The organism is Pedobacter sp. CAN_A7, from assembly GCF_015752175.1.
Lineage (GTDB): Bacteria > Bacteroidota > Bacteroidia > Sphingobacteriales > Sphingobacteriaceae > Pedobacter.
Map to the genome: position 1 here is coordinate 31,758 of NZ_JADOUW010000002.1, position 23,449 is coordinate 55,206.

Genomic DNA, 23,449 nt, shown 5'->3' on the forward strand with positions numbered 1-23,449 from the left:
TAATGTTCTATGGCTTATAGGTAATCACCCTCAAGTAATTAACTTTGAAATATAGGGGACCTCATTACGGAGTAACATCAGGTAATAACCACCTTCCAAGTTTTTAATTAATCAGCCCAAATGAAAGTACATTCCTTAATGTTTAGAACGGTGATCTTTTTTTGCTTAACCGTTTTTATTACGCAAATATGCCTAGCCCAATCAGACCAAAAGCAATATCATAAAGTTGCAGACTTGATCCGTACCAAATATAACGATGGGCAAGCTCAGGATATTTATGCCATGACTGCTGAAGTGTTTAAGAAGAAAATGACTGTTGATCAATTTGTTCAGGGCATGAGTAAATTCAAAGCAAAGTCTGGTGAATGGCATAGTTTGACTTATCAGCTAAGCAATGACAAGGACGTGGATTATCTATGTGAGTTTGCAAATGGGAATCAGATTTTTTCTATAAAGATGGATTCCGATGGAAGAATTAGCAGGCTCAATTTTGCAGCTGTTCAAGTTGTTATCAAGAACAAGGATTACCAGGTAAGATCCAATAACCCTTTGAAAGATTCTACTGACATGTTAGTTGAAAAGCTGGTGCGGCCTTACATTCAGAAAGGAAATACTTCAGGGCTGTTGGTCGCCTTAATTGAAGGCGGGCGCGTGCGACGATATAGTTACGGCAGTATTAGTAAGACTCAAGAAGTGCTTCCAGACCCTGCCAACACCTTTTTCGAAATTGGCTCAGTGACAAAAACCTTCACTTCTCTTCTGTTGGCTAAACAAGTTATAGTTGGAAAAATGAAGCTTGAAGACCCAATTAATAAATACCTTCCAGACTCTATACCAGCATTAACAATTGGCGATACACCATTAACACTAAAGCATTTAGCAAATCATACGTCTGGTTTACCAAGATTACCTGCGAATATATTCAATGAGAAGGTAAACCCCAAAGATCCTTACAAGCACTACCTTTCTGATTCTCTTTATCATTTTATGAAAACGTATCAGGTAAAAGAAACCCCGGGTACTAAATTTTCTTATTCTAATTTAGGTGCTGGATTGCTGGGGATGATTCTTGAACATACAAGTGGAAAAAGTTTCAACCACTTGATCGTTGAGGAAATCGCGCATCCGCTGGGAATGTTCGATACTAAAATTGAGTTAACCAAGATGGATGAAAACAAATTTGCTCAGGGTCATAATGAGCGAGGGCAAGCTACAGCACCATGGGATTTAGCCTCTTTAAAAGGTTCCGGAGCCATACGCTCCACCCTAAATGATATGGTGATATTTATACAAGCCCAATTGGGGCAGGAAAACCCATTGAGCAAAGCGATTGAATTAACCCATAAAAAAACGTTTAGCAGCATAGAACAAGATATGGGTTTAGGTTGGCGCATCAATAAAAATGAAACATCATCCTATTTACATCACTCTGGTGGCACAGGTGGTTTCAGGTCATTTGTAGGATTCGATAAGCACCGACAGATTGGTGTAGTGATTCTCTCTAACGCGGCTGAGGAAGTGACCGAAATCGGTGAATATATGCTAAATAGATAAGTATCGTTCGCTCTGGTATTAAAACAAAAAGGAAGCCGTCTCACTATCAATGTGTATACATGCCCCATTCAGTGGGCAGTACTACAGTTTTGAAACTGATATTTTCATGTTTGGATGTTTTAAAATTGCCATCATAGTCAGTTTTAAGTGACTTAATTTTATTTGTGGTGTAGCTCTTCTGTACCTTAACCAGATCTTATTGTGATTGGCATTGGTGTCCGGTGCTGGACCCGGCCTCGTATGCACCTCGGTTCGGTTTTGTGAAACAAGGTGCGAAGGAGGTGCAGGGCAGGTAGCTCTGTGGACGGCATATTTTATAAGCCGTAGCCAAGTCCTATTCAGCATCAATTTTCCGTTTTCTTTTTAGATTAGCATTCGAAGGTAATAGATGGCATTGAAGAAACCTAGGCGGCGTGAGGTTATGACCGGATTTGTCCGGTACAAATCTTTAAGTATTAAACTTACTAACGATATGTTCGTTGATATCGAATAATAGGAATTCTCGTTCTTAACGAGGCTGATGTAATAGTTATCAAGAGTTAGTATTTAAAGCCAATAAAAGCTGTAATTCGATTTAGCAATTTAGCTACTATTGATTAATTGCTTTACTTTATTCTCTAACTGCTTTTGGTCGTGTAAATATAATACGTTTTTCGAAATGAGTATCAACTTGTGTACTCCTCAAATTATACTTATTTTCCGGAGATTCAAACGGCCTGTTGTAGAACTGGACATCAACGGATTGAACTTAATTGGCACTACACCTCTAATGAAGAAATTAATTACTATCCTGACATTATTCATATTTGCATCCTGCGGGCAGAGAACAGCTATAAAGCCATTTAAGTTGACAATCTACAACTCTGATTATTCTTTAGCATATACTCTTAAGTACGTATTGACAGACCGCGACCTTCAAATAACCTTTAAAGGAGAAATAGCAGGTGAAAAAGATTCAACTCTTTTCACAGTTGCCTTGAAGCCAAGTTATGCTTTGCACAAATTGTCTAATATTAATGTTAGTAGTTTACAGGAATACTATGAAAATCCATGTATTAGAGACGGTTCCCAAATAATTGTCGAATTCGATAAAGATTATAAAAATAAAACAATCCAATTAAGCAATTTCTATCAAAAAGATATTGGGTTAGCGATTGAATTCATTAACAGTTCGACACCGAAAAGATATAAGATTTGGTACGACAAGACTACATTGCTGAAAGGTCAGCAAGATTGCAAATAGGTACTGTTATTGTATTCTCGCTTATATCACTTGTCTTAAGACTTTTATTAATGAACTGGCCACGGGTCAACGGCATAAGACAAAACTTCGTTTTTTGAGACAAATTAGGAGATGAGCTATCTGACGTTAGCTTTGAAAGCCTTCTTGAAATTACAAGATTAAATGATAAGAGAATTGCAAATGCAACACTCAGCTTGTATGCGCCGCCAAAAACAGCAAACCCTTAGGCGTATACATTTTATTTAATATCATTTTTATCAATTAAAGACAATATTTCAACTAACTCAAGCAAATATTTTTGCGTTAGATCTAAAAATCTAAAAACTAGTTCCTTGTCAATAATATAGAAATCTCCACTTTCCTCATTCAATTTTATTTCCGGCTTAAGTGAAATCAACATATATTTTGATTGTGATGCTATTGGTAAAACATCATTCTCAATCAAATTAGCGCCATTATGAACTATAAGATTTCTAATCTTCCTAAATTCATCTATCGCTTCCCAGGTATTTTCTATTGAGCTAAAATCTAGATCGGTCATTGCATAAATATTATTTTTTAAATTTTCGGCGTAACTCAAACTTGAATTTTTACGGAAAGTGCCTCTAATATTGATAATAAATCGAAATAATGTATTATTAAGATCCTTTAGTTGATGCTCGAAAAAAGAGTAGGCGGTTACCAGTAGTCCGTTATTCGCCAACTCAACATATTTCGAATCATAAGTATGATATTGATCAATATAGTTCTCGTATATATCCTGGGAATTTTCTGGACTTTCTTTTACCATTTCCTCTACCATTTTTTCAAGTTTCTGCTTTTCTGCTTTAGCTAAGTGATTTATATCAAAAAGAAATTCCTTGAAATTAAATATCTCACCAACTATGGAGCTGCGTTTGAACTGGAGTAGGATGGGTAATAATTTCATGTTAAAGATTTCGTGTAAATTGTTATTGTTCATAACTATGATAGTTGTGTTTGTTCGTTTTATGAGACGATTTTCTCGATGCCATGCATCTTGTAAAAAAAATAAATGGGAAAACTTTTGAATGTGGAATGATCAGATACCAAGCGGTTTTCAAATGGAACTAAAACTTTCGAGTGTTTTTTCTATTTTCAGCCAGTTATTTTTTGCAGTAGTGTCATTTCTCACTCGATTATAATCCAGATAGGTTCTTTTTTCGCCTTGCTTTGGACTGTTGATAAAGCGTTCTAAAACCTCCTGAGAAGTCAAAATGAAAAATTCAGGCTTATCTTCTATTCTATCTACGTGAAGGTTTACCAATACGTACATAATATTAGGTTTAATTTTAGTTTTGTCTATGTTCCAGCATATAGATTTAGTTCTTTGTATACCTTTTACTTGAATAGCCAAAGTTTTGTCGTCTTTCTCAATCAAGAGATCTATGCTTTTTGTATTACCAAATGTCAGGGACACATTGTAGCCCAATCTTGATAATTCTCCGGCTACATAATATTCGCAGGCAATTCCTGTTTGTTGTTTTTCAAGTAGTATCATTAATTTAATCTAATTTTCGCCTACCTCCATTTTCGTATCCTTTCGCTGCCTCGTTCTCCATTCTTCTTTTGAGGTGATAACAGTAGTCGACGTACACATATTTTGTCAAGGTATATTGCGGTAATCGCTATCGATACTTTGGCGTTTATGTTCTTTTAAGTCTGGAAGTGAACTGTAATTCAAGGAACAATACCTTAAGAATTGCTCTGTGTATTCTCTTCAATGTCAATATGGTGATAAATGGTGTAATAAGTTAGTTTAAGTATCAGTTTTGTTGATTCTTCCAGATTAATGGTGTTTTGCGGCAGCTCCCAGTCTAAGTCGCCGTGTCTACTTTGAAGGCCGAGCAAACCGAAATTATTTGCCGTTCCTGTAAATGCATCAATTTGCCTTTCGGTTATATTAGACTTTTGTAAAAGATAAGTCTTTTTTTTATTCCTGGTTGACTTGGCTAATTTTCTATCATCGATTTTTGGAAACCGTAACTTTGTTTCGATAGTATCAAGTATCGAGTAGAGGGAGATAAAGGAGTATTTCTGGCTACTTAGTAGCAGTAAAGACCTTATAAAGCGATCATATTTTGATAGGTAGATTGCATAGTCTATAAAATTTCTCTCCCTAATTTGTTTTGCTTTGTCCGCGTTATAGATTTCGCATAACGTTTGAAATGGATTTTCTGGAAGGATTAATTCGGGATGATCGATATTTACACGCTGTTCTTTTTCCCAATCTATCATCCAATCTAAGGTAAGCTCAGCTGCGATCGCTTTTTCGTGCGATGCAATGTTAAAACTGCCGCCAATCAGCATTGCTAAATATTTAGTTTTACCATATATCTCATTGGGAGTGTCATTATCGTTGTCTAAATAAGGTATGAAGATTATATCATCGGGAACTTCTGATTTGTGATCATGTTGGAATTTAAAATCTTCATGTTGTTTGTTTGATAGAGCTACTGCAATTTGGCGGTTTCCGGATGGAGTAAAGTAATACTTTGGCATAATAATTTATTTGAGAAAACTTGATAATGGCTAATGTTGCCAACAAGCTAAGGTGATAATAAACAGTCACACCAAAAAAGTTTTTGATGTAACCTTTACAGCTGCAGTTGGATATGAACAAGAATGCTTTAGGATGTGTAAAGAGAATAGGGAACTCTTTGAAACATTCTAAATGAAGGTTAGCTTCAATGAGACGGCTTAATATGAAGGTAACAGGTAAACTACCTTTTTTGAGATAAATACTACTTTTCTAAACTGACAATTTCTTTCTACAGCCGCTCACTATTCTTGAAAGTCCATTTGATACACAGTGTGTAGGAGTTCGGAAGTCTATCAAACTAAAGAAAAATATGAATACGTGGATCCTTCGTTTTTTGAGACAAATTGTTCTTTTCGCAGTTAATGAAGATAACTGATATTTCAATTCCACATCTGAAAGATCTTTAAATAAGCAGCCTGGCTTACTTGAGCTAACTGTGAGAGACAATGATTCGACTATTTGATTCAACAGTGACGTTTAACGTTATCATCCTATCAGAGATTACATAATCTTCATCAAGGAATAATCTTAAACCGTTAAGATATACAGCCACAGACGATTCGTTACTCGTAAAATTTAGGCAATGTTGATAATGGTCTGTAGCTTCATTTATTTTAATATAATCTGATCTCATTGCAATATAGTTTCGGGTAATATAGTAATTGCTGCTTTGTGTAGCATAGATATTTTTTAGCTACAAATACGCTTTTTAAAGCTTCGGTCTTTTTTGGAAGCCTGTAATTTTGGACAATATATTGATTCATATACGTGTATTATTGCAAAAGTGACGGAGGCGACAAATCCCTTAATGTAACCATTGTTAAGTGCTGATTGTTGCGAATGGAGTCAATTGTCTTTTCGAAGTCTAATTTGTCGTTAAGATTTACCCTGTTTTTTTCCATTTTAAAGAATCTTAAGGTTTGTTCCGTTAGATCATATTCGATATGATATACTTCCTCTAAATTACAATTTTGAGCTATTACGAGCTGGCATGGTTCGAGAGCAAAAAGTTTAACATCGAAAAGTAGATAACCTTTAACACTGTAAATAAAAATGCTATGGCAATTTTTATTTTGGCCTGTCATTATCGGAAATCCTGAAATGTTCTTTGCTGGTTTTACATAACAGACCCATCCGGGTGGTGTCAGCCGATTTACCAAATAGCCTTTTCCCTCAATAAACGGAACGATAATCTTATCAAATTTGGCATTCTGAATTCCGTTCTTAAAATCGTCAAAACGACGGTGTTGGCTGAATTCCTGACCAATTATCTGGCTAAGAAATTCAAAACCGATCTTAGCGCATAGTATGAAATACCTTTGAAGCGACCAGCTATATTGTATTGACATTTTTTCAAGAACATTGGGATTAAGATGCGTAAGCTGGAAGTCGGGCGATTCCGCATCATCTTCGGCTAGCTTGCTGACTAACCGTGCTTTGTCATCAAGAGTACGGGTAGTCAAGATGAGTTTATCTTTGTAGATTAAAAACCGGGGGCTAAAATTCGCGGGAAGCTTATGGTCCAGATAGTCCGAAAATTCGCCGTTAATCATCCTGTCCTTAATTGATAGGTTGATTTTAACAACATCCTTAACTTGTTTCGCCCCACTGTGATCATAGTGGAACGTCAATAACTTATTTTCAGCGTTAAGCAGAAGCTGCGTAGCGAGTATGTCTTCCACCTTGTCATGATGAATTACAATCCATTCTTTTATCTGATCGTTCCAAAGAAAGTTAGGTACATATTTTAAGTTGCTTAATATCTTGCCTGCTGGTCGGTTCAAATGATTGGCCCAGGTACCTAAGGGAGAATATTTATAAAACCAGTCTTCTATCTTGTTCCCTAAATAACTGTTGCACTCTGTACATACTGACCGTTTGAGAACATTTGACGGGTGATTGTTTCTAATGATTTTTTTGGATAAAATGTGCGCGGTATTAAATTTGCGTGTTTTGTTGCACCAGATGCATCGACCGTTTCCTGGATCTTCCTTTACGGATATTTCTTCAAACCCGATGATGTATATACTTTTTGGTTCTTCCAACGCTTGGTTTTTTTTGTTTATATGATACTTAAGCAAAATACGTAAGTTGATCGAATTGAAGTGTATGAATGAAAAAATGGCGGAAAAAAAATATTCGTATCTGAAATGCCTACTTTCTTTTTGCCGTACTTGATGGATTTAGAATTTACCGCTTAAAGAAAAATACCCATATGGATTGACACCTTCATTTTTGAGAAAAATAGATCTGTTTCTTATCCTATCCCTCAATTCAGCCAATTATTTCGGCCTTGAATAAATTTAAATTTGATTAATGGATATTTTTTATTTGTTTTGTGGCAAGCTTTAAACGGAAGCTTGCCATTCGTCTCAGTAAAGCACTCCACGCACCGTTAGCAATTAATTACTTATCGAAACTCAATTCTCGTTTCGAAAGGCGGTAGACGAATGACGTTTTTCTACGGGAGTTTAGAGTAACGATGAAAATCAAAACACCTGGCCCAAGTGCGGCATTTTTAAAGCGTAAAGCTAAATTTTTAAAGAAAACATTGGGAATCACCCATGTTACTTCATTGGATCTTGTTTCCAAACAATATGGATTTAAATCTTGGAATGACTACTATGAACACAGTATTATAATCCCAGTTGTAAAGAAGGTTTTTAGTCGGCCCCAAGCTCCACATCCTTTAGTTCTTGACTATCATAACATTTGGACTGGTGCTGTTATTGGACAGCATCCCAATGTGAAAATGTCTAAAAGAGGACATAAACAAGTTGGTTACTTGCTACAGGATCTACAGGGAGCAGTTGAATATCATAAAGTAGCTAAAAGAGTAATTAGGGAAATCATTTATATTCTAGACACTTGGCTAGGATGTGAATATACTGAGGCTGAAATGCAAAATGAAGAATTCAACTCTATGTACTACAATAAAGAGAAGGAGTACTTGGAAGTTAGGCCAACACAAAGGCAGCAGCAAAGATACAAGCGTTGGCTGCGTAAAGCAAAGGAACTCATTAATGAAAACTACCATGACTGCAAACCTTTGCAAAAGTTGCATGAGCGGTTTGAAATGGCAGCTAAAGCATTGGATAAATGGCCAAAGAAGCTGCCGGTTCCAACATCGCTTCGCCGCCGGAGAAAGCTTTCTCCAGGGACATTCGTTCGCTTAATAGGAAAAAATCAGATTGGGGTAGTATTCAAACATCCGTATGGCGATGATTCGGTTGTCGGATATGCTGATGGAGGAAGTTTTCATGTGGGACGGAATGAAGTGCGTGTGCTTAGAAAGCAGTTATTATTAAATGATTTTAGGCCAATGCGATTAACGCTTCCTTATGGTAAATGGACAGGCGATGGGGGTCTGGAGGTATTGTTTAACCGAGATTATACTCCAATTTGGACGCGTAAAACAAATGAAAGTGCCGAAAGCATAAATCCTGCCACACGTGTTACGCATACGGAAACAGTTTTTTATTACGATGATGCTACCGCACCCTATTACGGGAACGCTAAAACGCATGAAGCCTGCTTATCAGTTTTAGAACACTGGGGAGTGTCGAAGCAGATGCCGAAGGTTATGGAGCTGTTGCCGTTTGCCTTAACATCAGGTGATGCTAAATTGTTAAGCCCCAAAGGCATTTCCTAACTTAATTTTCAAAGTAACAGTAATAGCCACCTTTTGGGAAGCGGCTATTACTGTTTGTTCATTTATAAGATGTTATTTTTTTTAAGTGATCAATCCCAAAGTTTATGGTTAAAAACTGTATGCTATTATAAGATCCCAGTTCTAACCAAATATAATTAATTAAGCAAGAGCTTTATTCAACTCAATTTCCAATTCTTCGATGTGTTTCCATTCAACGCAATTTTTCGGCACTGGCTTATCATGGTTCAGCAAGGCATCTAATAGCTGTCTAACTACATCAAATTTTCCTTCGTCCTGAGAAAGTGTTATAATAGCATTATATGGCTTTTCCTTCGTTACCTCCATGTCAAAGTAAGCCTGCTCAAAATTTGGGAGTGATGCGAGCAAGCGGACCTTTGTATCTCCTGGCTTTGCAGATATAGATTCCAGGATATTCGGATTGTTCCCCCATGCTGGATTTTTTTTATCTCCGCCCTTGGTCATTGGCATATCGCTATCATGCAGAACGGAATAGCTAGAGCCAAAATGATTAAGAATCTTAATCAATGAAACAATTGTTGCTTTTCCTCTCGCCCTGATAATGTGCAAGTCTTTATATTCTTCAGGAAATCTTGATCTGACATAGTTAAAAGCAGTGTATTCAGTGTCACCCTCCACAATTATAACTTTACCACCAAAAAGAAATTCCGCAACATAGGGATCACAAATATTAAGCAGTTTAAGATTAGTCTTATCATCATCATCTAAATTGGCCTTATCTGGTCTGAATATCGTAGATCCTTCTACATCTCCTTTCAGATTTCTTTCAACTCGGACGATGGTGGTATTATCTCTTGAAAAATCGATGAATATTGGTGAATGCGTCGTAACCATTACTTGCCAATTCCCGAGAGTTGGGAGGTCATAGAGGACTTTACAGGCTTCACGAATAGCATTCGGATGAAGGCATATTTCGGGCTCATCAATTAAAAGTATGTGAGGCCGGGTAGGCGAATCTCCATCCGCCGATGGTCTTGTTGTTTCAGAAATGAATTTCAATGCCGTCCAAAGCAATGTCCTTCTTGCCCCACTACCCTGTTTGTCAATAGTGCTCATAAATCCATTCACAGGTCCCATTAATAGCTCTGAAGTCCACTTAAACAAGACTGACTCAGCCTTGTTATCAGGCTGCGCATCGAAATTGATTTTATAATTTGGAAACACCTTGTCAATTAGCTTACTTAACTCGGTATTAGCGGAGTCAATTTGGTCCCTAGTCTCTTCAATAATTTTCATTTGCACTCCTCTTACAGACTCCAACATTAAATGATAATCATTTTTTTCCTCATCACTTTTCATCTGGTTTACTTTCTCCTGAATGCCTGCTAAAAGTAGTTTTTTTATCGCTTCTGCTTGCTCCTCAGGCTTACTAAAAGCATCTACCTTATGAGGTTCTGGCCGTCGTGAATTCGCAACACCAGCAGGCCCGAATGGAGCTTTTGATGGATGCCAATCATTTAACGTGACATCCCAACCACGCCGCTCAGGCTTACCGATTGCCCTCCATATCCATCTTTCCTTTACCAAAAGTTCATTTTTTTCGGTTTTTTCAATCCAGTTTTTACCTACCCTTTCCTCGTAAACAATAGTATGGAGCTCAATCTCTGGAAATTTGTTGGGGTCAATTATATTATTTGGAAAGTCATCCTGTTTAATCAATCCATCGTTGGATCCTTCGGACATTACGAGTTCATATGCTCTCAATAATGAGCTTTTTCCGGCATTATTCGAACCAACGAGTACAACTATATCATTCAAATCTATATGTACGGGTCTTTCCCCAATGCATCTGAAATTCTTAACGATAAGTTTTACTAATCGCGGATTAGGCATTGTAGCTATTGCCTCTTCTTCTTCACTTAATATTACGGATTTAGTTGCCTTTGTTTCTTTAGCTTTTGCCATTATTCCTGATAAATTTTGATGTATGAGATACAAAACAAGCAATAAAATACTGATTTCTTTTACTGCTTTCCGTAAGAATGGTAGTTATCGTTCATATTCTACCAAATACCTAAATGTAAACTCATGAACTTAGGCTCAACTCAAGTCGGAATAGTATAATGGCATCCTCATATAAGCACATGGCGCCCTAACCAGTGATTAAGGCTAATAATTAAGGCTTCCTTTTTTGAGACAATATAATGTCTTGACCTTTAATGTAGTTAATATTTTTGTTCATATACAATCAAGTTCTTTGAGACTTCATGTGGCACAAGGGTAGCGATGTCGCCTAGAATGGCCTCGTTATTAACTGGAAATAGTGAGGCGACTCTCAAAATTTGGAGATTCTCTTTAAGGCCTTTTCGTTGGGTATAAGTCCGATCGAGGTATAGTTGATAATATTCCTTTTTAAACCTGAATGATATGGCTTTATTAATGGGCTCTGTGATGTTAATATTTTTTTTAGTAATCCAACCCAGAACCAAGACAATTATCCTATGAACAGAGTTGAAATGAACGTCTGGGCAAAAAAAAGATTGGTCAGGCATGTACTGTTTTTCGCCTGCTGCATAGTGCCGAGTATAAATATGAGAAAGCGAAACGTCGTTAAATACTACCTCGCCAAATTTTGAAGGTATGATAATCTCAGTACGTTTCATCCCAAGAAAATAATCATAAACTATTTTAAAATGGATATACCTAGACATCAGCATAATCTTTTTAAGTTTATGCTCGTACCTCCTATTCTTTACTAGGAATCCGTTCTGCAAAAATTCAGGAAGCATTTTTTTAATTTCATCTCTTGCCTCTTTAGCAATATGCTGTAGGGTTTGGGAGGAATGGTTAGTCACTAAAACAACCCGTGCATACCAGACTTCAGCAAATCGATCTAATTCCTCATAGTCACCTTTGGACATCTTCAAATGTTTTGGTACAGGTTGATAATCTAGGTTTCTAAAATAGTAATCGCGAAATCTGTATTCGTCGCAAAACCTAAATTGGTGCCTAATGTCCCTGGTAATACTGGTACAGAATATCTCGACTTCAAATGGATTTGGCTTCCCGCCTTGTTTCAACTTATCAAAAATACAATGCATGATTGCATCATGTTCATCTTGAGTTGTAGGTTTAAGTTTCATTGATCGTAATCAGGACTGGTTACGCTTAAATACATTCATTTTATAAGGCTAAATTTTATAATAAAAAGAAAATAATATTGGTATTTCCGTTATCTGCGAGTAGGTGTTTAAATGTTCCAGAGGACAACTAGAGTAAAAAATAGAATTATTTAAGAAAGATCTTTTGGAAAGTGTCCTTAATTAATTCGTAAAGAAGTTTTGCATTATCCTGTGTCACACCAAGCTGAATTACGATACTAATAATAGTACCTATCATTAAGTTTTGCCAGTCAAATTTATTAAGTTCACTTGTTAACTCTAGTAAGTGATCAAGTTGATTCTTAATGGCAGAATTTTGTTCTTGTAATAAAGGAATTCGGTCTAACGATGATTTTATAGTGTTTATTTGTCTAGATATTAATAAGTATTCGTCATGGGTAAAGTTCACATTTTGATTAATGGTTGTTCCTATCAGATACCGAGCTTCATCAAATACACGTCCCCATTTGTCCGGAGATGAAACTTCTCTCTTTAAATAATTTAGCCATTTTTTAAAATAATCTATTACCTCTTTCCAACCAATAGAGGAGGATGCATCTCTATAAAGTGTTTCTCCAGGGGAAAAATTAACAATCAAGGAATTAGCATATCCACTATCATCAAATATCCTAAAATAAAAATTCGTACCTATTAATTGAAAGTCTGTTCCGGCTGCAGACTTACTAAATTGAGTAGGAGAAAAGTACTCAGAATCAGTTATTAAAGTGTAAAGTTCATTAAGTTGAGAGCGTAATAATTCCATGCGTATTAGGTTTTTTTAATATATAAGAATTTGAAAGTTAATCAATTCATTAATGTTTTGAGCATATATAAAAAAATTCTTAATCTTGCTAATCTTCGTTTATTGAGACCAAAGTTTCTTCTGTTGCAGCTAAGTTTTTGATTCCAAAATTTTCGACTTCGACACCTTACCGCTGATCTACTTTTCTGGATTGCTGATTGTCTTTACCTTGATTTTGGAAGCTTTTATCTTACTTATTTTATGAACGCGCCTATAATAGTTAATGGTGCCCTTTGCATGAGGTGTTTCTTTATCTTCAAATTCTTCAATCTTCTTTTTATAGGCGTCTGGAAGTCTGATATTGTTATTGTTGACAATGACGTTGGTTACCTTAGGCTGCTTTGTTTGATAAAATGTTTTGTTGTGGCTTATCTTAAATCCCTTGGAGGTGATAATGGCTAATATGTCGTTAACTAAGGGCTTAAAATCTGTTTTTGAGGAGATGGTAATATCATCAACGAAAGTGGTAAGCATTAATCCGTTTTTTTTTGCCAATGCTTCCAATTCTAGGCCGGCAGTTACAAAAACGAGATTTGCTAAATACGGAGAAGTTGGTGTTCCTTGGGGCAACATCCCTTTATAGGTCGTGAGCTTAGTCAGGATTCTTGATGCTGTCGGCGAAAAATTCCTTTTTACAAACATTTCAAATACCTGATGATGTGTAATGCCTGGGTAGAAATTTCTCAAGTCGGTATTGAAAAAGAACTTGTTTCCTTGATGCATTTTAGCATTCAGAATGTTGTCTCTCTTCGCAATACCGCCAAAAGCGTAATCTGGAAGTTTCATAGTTTTAAGAAGCTGTACGTGTATACGCTTCTGTACTGTTTTCATGAGCCTAAGACTGGGATAGAGATCCCGCGTTCTGGGCTTACCATTCTTGTCGATCAATTGTATACCTTTCTTATCCAGTTTGGGATTGCTGATCAGGTAGTAGAATTTATCTATGTTTTCAAAAAGATGATCTAGCTCTTTCTGGGTAATATGTAGGATCTTTAAAAGTTTGGGAACGTCCAGCATATCAAAAAAATGATTCTATCATGCCTTTAATCGAAGGAAGAATGATCTGAAAGGCCTCCCTTTTTTTTGGATCAATGTCCTCCGCTGTTAACGAGTGGAAAAAAAGCACTGGTAGTGGTGTTTCAAGCACGTCAGCAATCGTTTTGAGTACGCCCAAGGCAGGTTCCTTTTGATTGCTTTCAATCTTTGAAACGTAGGCCTGTGTAAGCTGACAACGCTGGGCAAATTCATTTTGCTTTAGCCCCTTTCTAATTCTTATCTGTTTAATTGTGTTTCCTATGTCCATAACTATGGTTTGATAAAAGTAGGAGTGCCAGATTAAAATAAGTCCTTAAGATGATCATAAATTGAAAAGATACGTACTATCGTTCCCAACACTTTAACAGATGTCAACATACGGCTTTGAATGTCCTGTGCTGTCCTGGATTGCTCCAGCATGTTAATACAATCATTTAAAAGAACTTGCTCTTCGTCTGAAAACGAACAACGGTGCTTTGAAAGGATGACCTTGATACCCAGTATCAGATCTTCACTGTTTTTGAAACTATGTTTTTGCATAATTATTGAATTTAATTAGTAGGCATTATTGCCTGCTTCTTCCAATTATGCTGTAATTAAATTCACAAACGTTGTTCGTTATTCACTCCTACAGAATCCTGCTTCATTTATTATCAAAAAACAGTGATGATTATTACGGATAAATCCGATTAAGTCCAACATTCTCAATACGGTTCGGGGCATTACGGCTTAGCGACAAAGCGGCATGGCGGCAATTCGACGAAAAGGGCATCAACTGACTGGCAGCGAGCTAAACGGCATTCTCAACTTCAGGGCTGTCCTGGCGGTGAGGTGTCGAGGTGAAAAGTGTTGATCATCTTAAGTACCTATATAGGCTGTGTATTGCTACACTTTACGATTTGAATCAATTACATTAGTTTTAAAACCTTTCAAAGAACTATGATACAAACATAAAAAATATTCCTGACAGTACAAAATTTATTTGAAAAAATATTTCCCTGGTTATCGTTTAGCAGATGGATCTTATTTGTTGATCCTAAAATTTGTTAGATAAAGGATCCACAATGGTTATACAGGTCGCATTTACCAACTTACTGGCAAGATCAGACGAACCTTTTTTGTGAAGCCATGTAGTGTAGCTCCTCCTTTATCATCGGTTCGATCCATCGGTACGTTTCTTCGACAGCTTGATTCTCGATAAGGACTGTGCAAGATGGGTCTTTCCACAATGTTTCAGAAGTTAGCACCTTGTAAGTTATTTTATTTTGTAGTGAAATTTAGGTTTGATAGGTATACGGCAAAGACATTAGTACTCAACAGAGCACATTAGTAGTGATAAATTATTATATAATAATTTCACGAATGTAAATCACCTTTGAGGCGATGCAAACTAAATACCAATTTTTAGGCAAAAATTCGGCAGTAATTGATTGTATTTGCCGATTGTTGGAATAATCAGGCCATTTTGATTATGGAAATCTGGTACCAGTAATAGAATGCCTCAGGACTACTTTTCTTTAGTTTATTTAATTTTTGGTTGAAACCCTGATCAATTGCAAAGTCTTTTATCTGATCAATCCCTATATATTTTTCAAACTTTCTTATGCGATACTTCAGAACGGTGGCGATATAGGCCGCTTTTGAAGCGTCAACGATTGCCCGTTCAATGTGATAGCTTTCTGAAAAGATAAAATTCTTGACAGAAAGAATTCCCTGACTTAATGCCTTAAAGTCACCTTTGCCATCGGTACCTCTGCTACAGATATGTAACGCTGTATCATAGATGTCGTCAAGAACTCCGTTTGCATCTGTATCACACTTACGGTAACCTATCTCTGTATTTGCAAAAATATCGAATGTTTTGGCTATGATAGCAACATCTTCTGCAGGATCTAGCAAACTACCAATATCGTAGAGTTGCTTCATTATTTCCATTGCGCGAAGATCTTCTCCTTTATAGTAAGGAATGCCAGTGGTGTTGGGCGCAAAAGCGGTAAGCTTGTCTCCTAGAATATCTTCATAGCTTGGAACGTTTACATTGATGGGATCCCCATCCTGTTGCAAAAAAGTGGAATCTATTGGCCAGCTGATCACTTTCGCATAATGCGGCTCTTCAAAAAGTATGTCTAATAAAATATAGTCTTCAGTTTTATTGTATTTGTGGACTGGGGTATAAAAGAATTTATAGTGTGCTTTTTTGATATTTGTTTCCGTGCTTCTTTCGTGAAGTTCGAAACGGTTGAAGCCTTGTGCTTCCATAAAAGTCTTAAATAGGCTTTCGAGTTCTTGGGGAGTACTTAATATGATATCAATGTCAATCGATAGTCTCTTGGTACTTCCAATTAACAACATCAGCGCCGTGCCTCCATTGAAGACAAACTTAACCTCTGCCTTGACCAGGCCCTCAAGCAAAAGCAACGCACGGATAACTTTTTCTACGAGTAAAGAATTGTTTTGAAAGACTGTTTTTAGTGCTTTGAATCTTTATCATTTACACATCATCAAAAACTAAGAATCCTATTTGAATAGTGGAATGAGTTCTTGATAATGGGATAGATACAAATTTTCCCAGGCGATGAGAACGGGAGGGGCATTTGCTTTGAATAACTGCCAATGAGTATCTTAAAAACATTTGGTTGTTAATTTTATCTAAACACAATTCTCACCTAGACATGTGTGACTAAATTATTTGGTCGAAATGCAACATTAAAATGCTAAATTATATAATATTTTCACGTTGTTAGGATGTGGGCTAGTTGATCTTTTGAGAGAAGCTAAAAATCAAAATTGTTATTTTTTTGGAATGTTTAATAATTATTTATAATATGGATAATACCGTTTCACAAGAAAACACTTTCCATGCTGGAATATGCATGGCAGGGGCAATATCAGCTGGAGCTTACACAGCAGGAGTTATAGATTACCTTATTGAAGTCCTTGAACATTGGGAAAAAGCTAAGAAGCTACAGGATGCCGGAAAACTTGAAGGAGTACCAAGGCATAACTTTGTTATAGAAGTGCTAGGAGGTGCTTCAGCAGGTGGAATGACCGCGGCCATTACAGCCGCAGCCACTCAAGAGTCTTTCGAACCAATTCACCGAAAAGATGAAAATAATCCGGCAATTACCGAAAAAAATCCTTTATATAACTGTTGGGTGAACCTAAAAGAAACAGATGGCATGGACATGATGGATCTTATGCTATCTACTGATGATATTGAAATGGATGGTTTATTGAATAGTAGTAAAGAAGTAAGAGCTGCATTTAATTCAACATTTATCAAAGATATTGCTGATTTTGCTTTAGATGTACGGGTCAAATCAAAGTATAATCGTCCTTATATAGCTACAGATCTTGATGTATTTACTACTATAACAAATCTTAGAGGTTTTTCTTACAATGTGAAATTTGAAACTACTACAGGAGTTCGGGAACACCGTATGAAAATGCATAATGATTATGCCTTTTTCAAATTAAGTGACCAGGATGACGATAATCGAAGTCAGTCACCGACACAAGATTTAAATACGACCTTTTTAAGTAAAGAGATCTCAGAAAATGATGGGCGAATCCCTATCAACTTTAACGCTCCAAATGGCTTGAACACCGAAATATTAAAACAAGCAGCCATGTCAACGGGGGCGTTTCCTATTGGCTTAGAAAGTCGAGATTTAAGTCGAGATAGAGCTTACATTGAAAAGAACAAATATTTAAACCTCTTACTGGCAGGACAAGCGGCAAATCAAAATAATGTTAGCTATGAGTTTTTACCAGATGAGAAATACTTATCCCTGAATGTTGATGGCGGCCTGATTAATAATGAACCTTTTGAGATAACACAACAATTATTGGATGATCGCAGAAGAAATACATGTTCTGACGAAAATGAAGCGATTCAGTACAGCCCAAAAACTTCGTCTACCGACTTTGACAGCTTTGTATTAATGATAGATCCCTTTCCTAATGATAATGAACCAGAACCGGCTAATTTTATTATAAAAAAAGCATGGAAAAATGTTGTACCATCAATTATTTCAGCGATGCGCGGACAATTAATGATGAAGGGCGATCAGATAAAGCGAGCTTACTTAAGCGACGATTATACTCGTTTTCTCATTTCGCCAGTGCGGACCCATAATTGTATCGTGCAATCATATTCTATTGCTTCAGGCTCACTTGGTGGATTTGGAGGGTTTTTCTCTAAGCAATTTAGAAAACATGATTTTTATTTAGGAAGGCGGAATTGTCAAAAATTTTTACAGCATCATTTAACTGTTCCGGAAAAAGCAGATAACCCAATTTTAAAATTCGGTTATGAAAGCCTTAGCAACTATGGCTATATATCTAATAATGTAAAATATCTTCCAATTATTCCAGATTTTAGGGTAGATGGAAATGAAGTGGTTGGCTTTAAAATCGTACCGGCTTTAGAAGAGAAAGAATATCCCTACCCTAAAATAAAACTAAGTTACATCCTTGGATTAAGAAACAAGCTTAAAAAGCGAATTAAATGTATTCTAGATAATGTACAAAATGTAGCAGATGATAAATCACCGTTAACTTTAGCTTGGAAAAGCGAAATACTGCCTCGTATTCGAAAGAAATCTTGGCTGAAAAGGAACTTTGATAAGTTAATAAAAAATAATCTAATCAAAGTGTACATTTTTTTAGGAAAGCTATCTGCGAAAGGTGCTATTGCTGATGCCTGCATTGATGCCATAATAATAGATATGGAAAAACGAAGTTTAATAGAAGAAGATAGTAGTAGCTCTAATAAGGTATAATGCCAGTATTAACCGATTTTTACTTACCCAACTTCTACATAAACCTTAATTAAAAGACTTATAAAAACTTATAAGGACTAATTTTTCGATATATTGATTTATCAACTAAATTATCGATTTTTAGATTAGTGTAAGCACAAGAATTAAATAAAAAAAGAAAATTCTTTTCTATTTTCACAACGGAAATTTAATCTTTTTATTTTCGTTGGAATAATTTTTCCCAAATTCCTTGTGAGATCCTGAACTGCCTTGCCTGTTGCCTCTCTTGCATCAGTCAAATGCCTTATCTGTTTCACGTTAAACATCTGATACAGCCTTTCCAGTTGTATTGGTTACATCTTCTAATGCTTTTTTCTGTGGTCTTCTTAAAGTTATTTAATGCTTGTTCCGTCTCTTTACCGATATTTTCTCCTAAGGAGATCGCGGCATTCACGAGAAGGGAGAGGCAACCGGCGGAAATAAGAAAAAATATTATGTCTAAGAAGGAGTTATAAATGAACCACCTAATTTATCCGCAATTACTGGTAAAACAACATCCTTTTTTTCGGCTAATCTACACAGTAAAATATACATATTTGGATTCGTCATCATTGTTTCAATAATGACGCTCATTTTAAGTGTATCAATTTCTCTATCTCTATAAAGGATTATAACTTCTTTACAAGACAAATATTCAGCAATCAGATCATGACTGAATTTAAGTAACCGATCATCAATAGTGCCGGAAACAACTAGGATGCCGCTATGAATAAAATGCTCTATAGCAAGATTCCCGACAAAAATGAAAAAGTTTTTTTCAGGCGTCCATTTAGGTGAAATCTGGTTAACCCCATGATTGCCTGTTAAATCTTTAATAATAGAGAGCAAGTTGGTTGAAATAATAGCGCATTGCCTGAGGCTAATGATTGACTGACTCATATTCTCATCTTTTCGAAAAAGGTCTGCTAAATAAAGCTCCAATAAATCAATTAGTGAGTTGGGGAGATCCGTTTCAAGTGAATTACCCTGATCTAATATCGTGGAGGCTTTTTCTACCATTATTCTGAGGAGGCTTAATGGTAAAGGCTGATTATTATTTTGGCGGTAGAACTCATTAATAACATGTTTAAGCCTCTTTCTTATTAGTTCTCTATGGCTACCAAATCGAAACGCACCTACGTACATGTTTGTAAATCCGTCAAGCAAAGAATCCATATATTCAATACGTAAACCCAGAGGTATTATTTGTATTTTTCCCCAAAGGCGCAATGGTGTTCGTGACGTATAAACAATAAGATGAGCAAATTTGGCTCCTTTCTCTGGATCAATATGTTCCGGTTTTATAAAAGGCATCTCTGATATTCCGTCTACCACTGCAATAATTCTTCTTTTCCTCAAAAGCACGTTGATCAGGACATCTGAGACAAACAATTGCCTCGTAAAACTTTGAACTTTTACTTTACAAATCGTATCAAGGTTGTCATCGACATTATTAATAAACACAGGTAATGCCGGAAGGGACAATAACCTGGAGGTATCAGGTGAGTTGGCCCACATAGCAAGCTGAAAAGCCAGGGTAGATTTCCCGATTCCTCCCTGACCTTCAATGGAGAGGATAACCCGATCTGCTGGCAAAACATGTTTAATTTCAGCTAATCCAGGAACATAATTGACAACAGTTGCCGAATTGGAAAAATCAATGATTTTATTCTGATTTAACTCAAATGGAGAAGCTATCCAATTTGGCCTGCTGGAAACATCCACGTTCCCATGAAAATGGTTATTTGCAATCTGACTATAATAAGTAACGAAAGCATTTAAACTTCTGGGGTGTTCGATAAGATAAAGTACAAAGAATTTGGATAATTTTTCAGCCGATGGCAATCTGGAATTTGATACCGCTTCGTGCCATTGGACGAATGCCAACGGGCTAATCAAAAAAACGATCACAATACAGACAGCATAGATGATTGCAATAAAGCTGAAGTTTATTGCTAGTACCGATAATAAATCTTTTATATCTCCCGGGACTTTATTCCAGTGCATGAACTCTTTGATTCTTTCAAATGCCGTTTTACCATGGACAAATGTGGTAGTATCCTTAATTATGTTCCATCCATCAAAAACAGTTACTTCAAACACATATTTCATACCTTGGCTAAAAATATCAATGGGCCAGGATATTATTGAATCTCTTTTAGAAAAGGGCAGAATTATATTGGCAAAAGAATTATCAGTTCCTTTTCGAAATTCCCCTTGAATCAATCGGATTTGGAATTGATAATTTTCTATGTTAGTTGAATCGGTCAACTCAACATCAAAATCTAAACGGTAACCGCTAGAAGTGTTTGTTAAGGAAAACTTGGATATATTAAAGTTAGTTGAGGAAGGAATAAACTGGACCAAAAAGCCATTGAATCCGGCAAAGGTATAATATCCCAGAGTATTTTGCTGAGCGAAAGTAATGTTGCGATTAGCCAGCTTGGGAGATGTTTTAAACCAAGTTTGACCCGAATTTATCGAACGATAAATATCTCCAAGAACAGAAGTGACAACTACCTCTTTAGTAAGTTTACTAAAAAAAACATGTTGCAAATTTTCATTTTTAGGCAAAGAGCTAACAGTCTCCCAGGTTGTACCACCATTGACGGTTTTAAATAGATGGTGATCGTAAATACTGGAACTACTAGCAATAAAACCCTCTGTTGAACTGGCGTCCATGCTGATAGTTTTAAAATTTTGAGTTGTGTCCTTAAAAGGAATCTGCTTCCAGTGCAATCCTGAGTCTATAGACCGAAAGATGTGACCCTTCCTGCCAACAATAAACCCTTTATCATTATTTAAAAGCACATCAGACAATGCGATATTTTTTTTGGATATTTTTTCTTCTGTCCAGGTATTTCCGAAATCAGTGGTTCTGAGTAGTCTCGCAGATGTGCCTACCGCAATCCCATTTTTACCCGTCCCTAAAAAGTCTACTGAAAATATATGGTCAGACATTTTCTTTTTGTGATGGATCACAAAATCTGTTTTACCGTAACTTAGAGAACCGATAGTAAGACTGTCTCCTGCAACAAATAGACGACCGGTTGCATTGTTAAAAGTTATTGTATTCAGATGGGTTTTAAAGTTTAAAGGAGTTAATCTTTTCCATTTATTTGAATTGTATTTGGAATATTGCACTTCACCATATTCCCCCGCAGTATGTATCTCTCCCTTTTTTGTTTCTAAATAGAATTCAGAAATAGTAGCAATTGAATTTTTAGTTAAATTCCAATGCAGTCCGCCATCGGTCGTAACTAAATAAGTCCCGTTAGATCCAACGACCCGGCCTGTACGTCCGTCTTCAGTAAATGTAATTTTTTTAAAAACAATAGGCGCACCCTGCATGGAAAAATTTACGTCCCAAGTATTTCCACCATCCGTACTTTTAAATATTTCTCCCTGGTCTGTTACCACCCATCCAATCGTCAGCTGATTATTAAACCAAATAGATCGAATTCGATAATCTGTTATTTGAACTTTCTTCCATGTCTTACCCGCATCTTTAGTATGTACTAATGCACCGTAGCTTGAAGATATCCAGATATTATCATTTCCTCGCGTAAAGACAGAAGTTAATGTACCTCCACCGAACTTATCTGATTGTGTCGCACTGAACAGATCAAACCATTCTTTTTTTTTCTCAGTTAACAGCGAAAACTCAGCTCCTGCTACATAGATGTTTTTGTCAATGGTAATTCGTACTGACCATACTTCATATTGCCAGCCTGTATCGTATGCCTCCCAGGTTAGGCCGCGGTTAAAGCTTCGAAGGCCTGCGCCTTTTGCTCCGGCTGCAATACCGACACGTCCGTCAGCCGAAAAATCGACATCGTATAAAGTAAGAGAAGTTGTGTTTTTTATCCTTGACCAAGTCAAACCGCTGTCGGCAGTTCGCATAACGATCCCGCTATCACCTACAGCTATGCTGGTATGGTCATCAATGATCGAAATAGCCCTTAAATTCGCGGTTGTTCGGGTTTTAATTATTGACCACTTTCTTCCCCCGTCAGAAGATCTCCTGATCAGGCCCATATCACCCACGATCAGGCCAAGGCCACTAAATTCATTTATTTCAATGTCATTATAAGAATTGCCAGATCCGATGACATTAGGTTTTGCCCAGCGTGTTTTGACTTGGCCTAAAGTCCATTCGGACTGACCTATCATACTAATAAAGACAATACCTATTAGTGTAAGTAAACGGATACTCATGATCACTAAACTGGTCAATTTTTTTATCTGTTCAGACAGTAAACCAGTGACTTAAGATAATAAATATTACTGGATTTGCCTAAAAGTTTTTTATTAACGAAAGACTTTTCAAACGGTATTTATGAAAGGTTTATTCTATAATAAATAGTACGGTTTAACGTCATTTAAACGGTCGACTTTTAAGACACGGTTAGACATCCAGGAATAATGATAGTGGAAGAGCGGATCATTACAATAATTAGCTACACCGGTAGCCCCAGAATTAGGGTTGCCGGCAAACAGCTACATCGCAGGCTCAGCGAAGCCACCACCAAAAGTTTAAGTCCAGGATTGGCAGTCCAGTGGCGAAATGACAATGATATGTAAATGAGCGCTAGCGGGTGGAAGATGTAAACTGCAAATGCATGTTATGAAGATTATGTCGCAAAAGACGAATTTTCAGT

General features: G+C 36.5%; 15 protein-coding genes. 4 read left to right on the forward strand and 11 right to left on the reverse strand.

What is annotated here, in order from left to right:
* Positions 1-120: 120 nt before the first annotated feature.
* Together IWX76_RS06380 and IWX76_RS06385 are read left to right on the forward strand one after the other, a co-directional pair.
* A complete protein-coding gene (locus IWX76_RS06380) occupies positions 121-1,554 on the forward strand; it encodes a serine hydrolase (protein WP_196859085.1) in 1,434 nt (477 codons plus the stop codon).
* A 769-nt stretch (positions 1,555-2,323) separates the two neighbouring features.
* Positions 2,324-2,797, forward strand: a complete 474-nt coding sequence (locus IWX76_RS06385; RefSeq protein ID WP_196859086.1) for a hypothetical protein — start codon at positions 2,324-2,326, stop codon at positions 2,795-2,797.
* Positions 2,798-3,035: 238 nt separating this feature from the next.
* Here IWX76_RS06385 and IWX76_RS06390 read toward each other — a convergent pair whose 3' ends face one another.
* The 4 genes from IWX76_RS06390 to IWX76_RS06405 all read right to left on the reverse strand — a co-directional run bounded on the left by IWX76_RS06390 (position 3,036) and on the right by IWX76_RS06405 (position 7,402).
* Positions 3,036-3,725: a hypothetical protein gene (locus IWX76_RS06390; RefSeq protein ID WP_196859087.1), complete on the reverse strand. Its 690-nt coding sequence runs from the start codon at positions 3,723-3,725 to the stop codon at positions 3,036-3,038.
* 150 nt (positions 3,726-3,875) lie between these two features.
* Positions 3,876-4,316 (reverse strand): hypothetical protein, encoded by a 441-nt coding sequence (locus IWX76_RS06395; protein ID WP_196859088.1) that lies wholly within the window; start codon positions 4,314-4,316, stop codon positions 3,876-3,878.
* A gap of 194 nt (positions 4,317-4,510) precedes the next feature.
* Positions 4,511-5,317 (reverse strand): hypothetical protein, encoded by an 807-nt coding sequence (locus tag IWX76_RS06400; protein ID WP_196859089.1) that lies wholly within the window; start codon positions 5,315-5,317, stop codon positions 4,511-4,513.
* An 813-nt stretch (positions 5,318-6,130) separates the two neighbouring features.
* Positions 6,131-7,402 (reverse strand): hypothetical protein, encoded by a 1,272-nt coding sequence (locus IWX76_RS06405; protein ID WP_196859090.1) that lies wholly within the window; start codon positions 7,400-7,402, stop codon positions 6,131-6,133.
* Between the two features lie 437 nt (positions 7,403-7,839).
* Here IWX76_RS06405 and IWX76_RS06410 point away from each other — a divergent pair, with 437 nt between their 5' ends.
* On the forward strand, positions 7,840-9,009 hold the full coding sequence (locus IWX76_RS06410) for a DUF5623 domain-containing protein (protein ID WP_196859091.1): 1,170 nt from the start codon (positions 7,840-7,842) through the stop codon (positions 9,007-9,009).
* 159 nt (positions 9,010-9,168) lie between these two features.
* Here the strand turns inward: IWX76_RS06410 and IWX76_RS06415 are convergent, their stop codons facing one another.
* The 6 genes from IWX76_RS06415 to IWX76_RS06440 all read right to left on the reverse strand — a co-directional run bounded on the left by IWX76_RS06415 (position 9,169) and on the right by IWX76_RS06440 (position 16,404).
* Complete coding sequence (locus IWX76_RS06415) at positions 9,169-10,953, reverse strand: ATP-dependent nuclease (RefSeq protein WP_196859092.1); 1,785 nt, start codon at positions 10,951-10,953, stop codon at positions 9,169-9,171.
* A gap of 260 nt (positions 10,954-11,213) precedes the next feature.
* The gene (locus tag IWX76_RS06420; RefSeq protein WP_196859093.1) at positions 11,214-11,909 is read right to left on the reverse strand and encodes a hypothetical protein; all 696 of its coding nucleotides are present in this window, start codon (positions 11,907-11,909) and stop codon (positions 11,214-11,216) included.
* A 367-nt stretch (positions 11,910-12,276) separates the two neighbouring features.
* A complete protein-coding gene (locus IWX76_RS06425; RefSeq protein WP_196859094.1) occupies positions 12,277-12,912 on the reverse strand; it encodes a hypothetical protein in 636 nt (211 codons plus the stop codon).
* A 177-nt stretch (positions 12,913-13,089) separates the two neighbouring features.
* Positions 13,090-13,968, reverse strand: coding sequence for a reverse transcriptase family protein (locus IWX76_RS06430; protein ID WP_196859095.1), 879 nt, complete (start codon positions 13,966-13,968; stop codon positions 13,090-13,092).
* Between the two features lies 1 nt (position 13,969).
* A complete protein-coding gene (locus IWX76_RS06435; protein WP_196859096.1) occupies positions 13,970-14,254 on the reverse strand; it encodes a helix-turn-helix domain-containing protein in 285 nt (94 codons plus the stop codon).
* A gap of 1,187 nt (positions 14,255-15,441) precedes the next feature.
* Positions 15,442-16,404 carry a nucleotidyl transferase AbiEii/AbiGii toxin family protein gene (locus IWX76_RS06440; protein ID WP_196859097.1) on the reverse strand — a complete coding sequence of 321 codons (963 nt, stop codon included), beginning with the start codon at positions 16,402-16,404 and terminating at the stop codon, positions 15,442-15,444.
* A 407-nt stretch (positions 16,405-16,811) separates the two neighbouring features.
* Here IWX76_RS06440 and IWX76_RS06445 point away from each other — a divergent pair, with 407 nt between their 5' ends.
* Positions 16,812-18,770 (forward strand): patatin-like phospholipase family protein, encoded by a 1,959-nt coding sequence (locus IWX76_RS06445; protein WP_196859098.1) that lies wholly within the window; start codon positions 16,812-16,814, stop codon positions 18,768-18,770.
* Positions 18,771-19,247: 477 nt separating this feature from the next.
* Here the strand turns inward: IWX76_RS06445 and IWX76_RS06450 are convergent, their stop codons facing one another.
* On the reverse strand, positions 19,248-23,006 hold the full coding sequence (locus IWX76_RS06450) for a YCF48-related protein (protein WP_196859099.1): 3,759 nt from the start codon (positions 23,004-23,006) through the stop codon (positions 19,248-19,250).
* Positions 23,007-23,449 lie beyond the last annotated feature (443 nt).

Excerpts from the sequence above, each read along its gene's own strand:
- IWX76_RS06380 (WP_196859085.1), top strand. The coding sequence starts at position 121 with ATGAAAGTACATTCCTTAATGTTTAGAACGGTGATCTTTTTTTGCTTA.
- IWX76_RS06385 (WP_196859086.1), top strand. The coding sequence starts at position 2,324 with ATGAAGAAATTAATTACTATCCTGACATTATTCATATTTGCATCCTGC.
- IWX76_RS06390 (WP_196859087.1), bottom strand. The coding sequence starts at position 3,725 with ATGAAATTATTACCCATCCTACTCCAGTTCAAACGCAGCTCCATAGTT.
- IWX76_RS06395 (WP_196859088.1), bottom strand. The coding sequence starts at position 4,316 with ATGATACTACTTGAAAAACAACAAACAGGAATTGCCTGCGAATATTAT.
- IWX76_RS06400 (WP_196859089.1), bottom strand. The coding sequence starts at position 5,317 with ATGCCAAAGTATTACTTTACTCCATCCGGAAACCGCCAAATTGCAGTA.
- IWX76_RS06410 (WP_196859091.1), top strand. The coding sequence starts at position 7,840 with ATGAAAATCAAAACACCTGGCCCAAGTGCGGCATTTTTAAAGCGTAAA.
- IWX76_RS06415 (WP_196859092.1), bottom strand. The coding sequence starts at position 10,953 with ATGGCAAAAGCTAAAGAAACAAAGGCAACTAAATCCGTAATATTAAGT.
- IWX76_RS06420 (WP_196859093.1), bottom strand. The coding sequence starts at position 11,909 with ATGTCCAAAGGTGACTATGAGGAATTAGATCGATTTGCTGAAGTCTGG.
- IWX76_RS06425 (WP_196859094.1), bottom strand. The coding sequence starts at position 12,912 with ATGGAATTATTACGCTCTCAACTTAATGAACTTTACACTTTAATAACT.
- IWX76_RS06430 (WP_196859095.1), bottom strand. The coding sequence starts at position 13,968 with ATGCTGGACGTTCCCAAACTTTTAAAGATCCTACATATTACCCAGAAA.
- IWX76_RS06435 (WP_196859096.1), bottom strand. The coding sequence starts at position 14,254 with ATGGACATAGGAAACACAATTAAACAGATAAGAATTAGAAAGGGGCTA.
- IWX76_RS06445 (WP_196859098.1), top strand. The coding sequence starts at position 16,812 with ATGGATAATACCGTTTCACAAGAAAACACTTTCCATGCTGGAATATGC.
- IWX76_RS06450 (WP_196859099.1), bottom strand. The coding sequence starts at position 23,006 with ATGAGTATCCGTTTACTTACACTAATAGGTATTGTCTTTATTAGTATG.